The sequence below is a fragment of the Elusimicrobiota bacterium genome (assembly GCA_026388075.1).
Classification (GTDB): domain Bacteria; phylum Elusimicrobiota; class Endomicrobiia; order Endomicrobiales; family JAPLKN01; genus JAPLKN01.
Genome location: JAPLKN010000086.1, coordinates 1 through 3,104, shown reverse-complemented (window position 1 = coordinate 3,104; position 3,104 = coordinate 1). Strand labels below are relative to the sequence as shown.

Below are 3,104 nucleotides of genomic sequence, written 5' to 3'. Positions count from 1 at the left end.
TTGAAAATTGGGATTACCGCTTTCGTCAAATCATAAGGTGTAGGAGGATTTTCTCTGTCTGAGAAGACATTGCATATCCATATGCTCCGGCACAATTTACAACTAACAAGCCATCTTGCGGAACCCAAGGCAATAACCTTTCCTTTCCCAAAAAATCCCCTGTTTCGCATATGGGCCCGACAACATCAACTTTTATTTTTGGCTGTAAAGATTTCTTTACCGGAATAATTTCATGATACGCGTCATAAAGAGTTGGACGAATCAGATCGTTCATCCCGCCGTCAACTATCAGAAAATTTTTTCCGCCCGATTGTTTCCGGTAAATAACCTTTACAAGTAAAAAACCTGCGTTTCCTACAATGTATCGGCCGGGCTCAAAAATGAAAGTGCCGGAAAAATTCTTGAAAATTGGGATTACCGCTTTCGTCAAATCATAAGGTGTAGGAGGATTTTCTCTGTCATATCTAATGCCGAGGCCTCCTCCCAGATTAATATAATTCAAATGAATCCCGATATTTGACAATTTTTCAAAAAGAACGTTGATTCTTTGTGCCGCAAGTTTAAAAGGAGCGGCTTCAACGATTTGAGAACCAATATGGCAATGAATGCCTTCCACGCTTATTGAAGACATTTTTTTTGCCATTTTATACGCCGAAATTGCCTGTGAATACGGTATTCCGAATTTGCCGCCCTTTTTCCCTGTAGTTATGTAGTGATGCGTATCGGGATCAACATTAGGGTTAATCCTGAAAGCAATTTTTGCTTTTTTCTTTAAACGGGTCGCAACCTCATTTATTGAACTTAGTTCTTCCAAAGATTCAACATTAAATATCAAAATATTTTCTCTCAGCGCATAACTTATTTCTTCGCGTGTTTTTCCGATCCCCGCATAGACTATCTTTTTTGAAGGAAAACCAGCCCTTAGAGAACGGTAGAGTTCTCCGCCCGAAGTTATATCAGCTCCTGCTCCATTTTTTGAAAGAACCTTAAGAATAGAAAAATTTGAGTTTGCCTTTACTGCGTAGCATACAATATGGGGGACGCTGGAAAGGGCATCGTCAAACACAGTAAAATTATTAATTAGTCCCGCCCTTGAATAAACATATAGAGGCGTGCCGAATTTCTTCGCAAGCGATTCAAAAGAAACATTCTCTATGAATAAATTCCCTTTTCTGTAATTCAGCATTTTTTTATTTTGTAATAATCATATACAAGCCGGCAAGAATTAAAGCCGCGGCAAATATTTTTCTCAATATATCATTTGAAAGAGAAACGGCAATATTTGCTCCCAAGAGACCGCCGAAAAAAAAGCCCAAGGCAATAAGTAATCCTACTACTAAATTTACATTGCCGCTTTTGTAGTATGTTATAGCGGCAAGAAGTCCGATCGGAAGAACCATCAAAGCAAGCGTAGTTCCTTGAGCGGTTTGCTGCGACATTTTAAAAATTAAAATGAGAGCGGGGATAAGAATTAGGCCTCCGCCTATCCCAAGAAGCCCGCTGAATACTCCCGCTACAAGGCCGATCAAAATTGACAATAAAACAACGCTCATTTTATTATTACATTTTCAGTTTGCTTCCGTTGCAAACAGTTTCTACTAAAAGTATGCAGAGACAACCTATACACCGAATTCTGTATCCCGCACATAAAAAACTGTTTCCAGTTCTACAATTGTGGATTTCATTGCTTATCCCTAAAGGAAAAACATGAAATTCAACAGTGCTTAATGTGCGGGACGGAGACCATTTCTCTGTTCCGCAAATTACTTTGCGGAATCAAGCGGCCTGTATATTGGCCTTGCTTTCCAGTAAGGATTTGGCCGTTTCACTTCCCGCCTTGCAGCAGGAACTCACCCCCCCTTCTTTGCTTTCGCAAAGAAAGCAGGGGGGGTCCTCCCCCTTTCGGACAAGGACGTCTCTGTTCGCACCTCTATCCAGCACCTATTCTTGCCAGTAAAATTATGTTACTTGTTCCAAGAAAAAAATTTAATTTTTGAGAATACAAAATATCATATTCATTGACAAAAATAGGTGCTGGGCGATGGGAATTACCCACTACCGTTCCCCTACTGCTTCGCTTTGCGAAGCAAAGCGGTTGAGGTAAAGTTCGGACTTTCCTCCCCCATCAATACGATGGAAGCGGTCTCCCGGTTGCCTCTGCTTTCAAATAACAATTTAAAACTTAAGCATCAATTGGCTTTCAGGAACTAGCTGTTTTTTGTTCGCTGCTTTATCAATTGCCTGATTTGCCAATTTATCCGCTGCTTTATTTTTTTCTCTCGGCACATATTTTATCTCAAATTTATCAAATTCTGAAAGCATCTGGTTTGCAAATTCAAAATAAGCTTTCAGGGTCTGATCCTTAGTCCTATACTTTCCCTGTAACTGCCGAACTACTAGCTCAGAATCCAAATGAACCGTAACACTGCAGGGCAAATATTTCTTGGCGATCTTTAAGCCTGAAACAAGCCCCTTGTATTCAGCGACATTATTTGTCGTCTGTCCGATATATTCTCCGGACTGTTCAATAATTTTGCCGTTTTTATCCAGAATTATTATGCCGATTCCGGCGTGTCCGGGATTTCCGCGCGATGCTCCGTCAGTGTAAATTTCAAGTTCCATTTTTTTTATAGATTATTCTTGAGCAATTGTCACATATTACGAAATCCTTGCCTTTGCAAATATCGTTAATTGTCTGCGGACGAAGCACAGTACTGCATCCCTCACAAATATCTCCGTCCAAGCCAACCACGGCGATTCCGTCACGTCCTTCCCTTATGTAATTATACCTGCCAAGAAGTTCATCAGGTATTTTTTTGGCAAATTCTTCTCTTTCTGCCTGAAGTTTTTCTATTTCCACCTGAATTCTTTTTGACTCTTCTTCTATCTTTGAAATCTTGGTCTGAATTTCGGATTCTTTGGCTTTCAAATCATTTTCTCTCTGTTTAACCTTTACGGATTCCTGGTCAATTTTTTCCATCAAATCTAAAATCTCGTCTTCAAGCACTGACTTGTTGGCTTTAGCTCCTTCAATTTCGATAAGCAATGCCTTGTATGCCTCGTTGGATTTTATGGAATTCAGTTCCATGTTATGTTTTTTTATT

At 39.8% G+C, this 3,104-nt stretch carries 4 protein-coding genes; all 4 read right to left on the bottom strand.

Features of this window, described 5'->3' with window-relative positions; all coding sequences use genetic code 11:
- Positions 1 to 25: 25 nt before the first annotated feature.
- Positions 26 to 1,186, bottom strand: a complete 1,161-nt coding sequence (gene lysA / locus NT145_04885; GenBank protein MCX5782022.1) for a diaminopimelate decarboxylase — start codon at positions 1,184 to 1,186, stop codon at positions 26 to 28.
- 4 nt (positions 1,187 to 1,190) lie between these two features.
- Positions 1,191 to 1,553, bottom strand: a complete 363-nt coding sequence (locus NT145_04880; GenBank protein MCX5782021.1) for a TSUP family transporter — start codon at positions 1,551 to 1,553, stop codon at positions 1,191 to 1,193.
- A 622-nt stretch (positions 1,554 to 2,175) separates the two neighbouring features.
- Positions 2,176 to 2,622, bottom strand: coding sequence for a ribonuclease HI family protein (locus NT145_04875; protein ID MCX5782020.1), 447 nt, complete (start codon positions 2,620 to 2,622; stop codon positions 2,176 to 2,178).
- The coding region (locus NT145_04870; protein ID MCX5782019.1) for a C4-type zinc ribbon domain-containing protein at positions 2,612 to 3,104 on the bottom strand (493 nt) is incomplete at its 5' end. The genes NT145_04870 and NT145_04875, both read right to left, overlap by 11 nt.

What these genes read in the sequence shown, in the direction of transcription:
- lysA (MCX5782022.1), bottom strand. Translation starts at nt 1,186, where the DNA reads ATGCTGAATTACAGAAAAGGGAATTTATTCATAGAGAATGTTTCTTTT.
- NT145_04880 (MCX5782021.1), bottom strand. Translation starts at nt 1,553, where the DNA reads ATGAGCGTTGTTTTATTGTCAATTTTGATCGGCCTTGTAGCGGGAGTA.
- NT145_04875 (MCX5782020.1), bottom strand. Translation starts at nt 2,622, where the DNA reads ATGGAACTTGAAATTTACACTGACGGAGCATCGCGCGGAAATCCCGGA.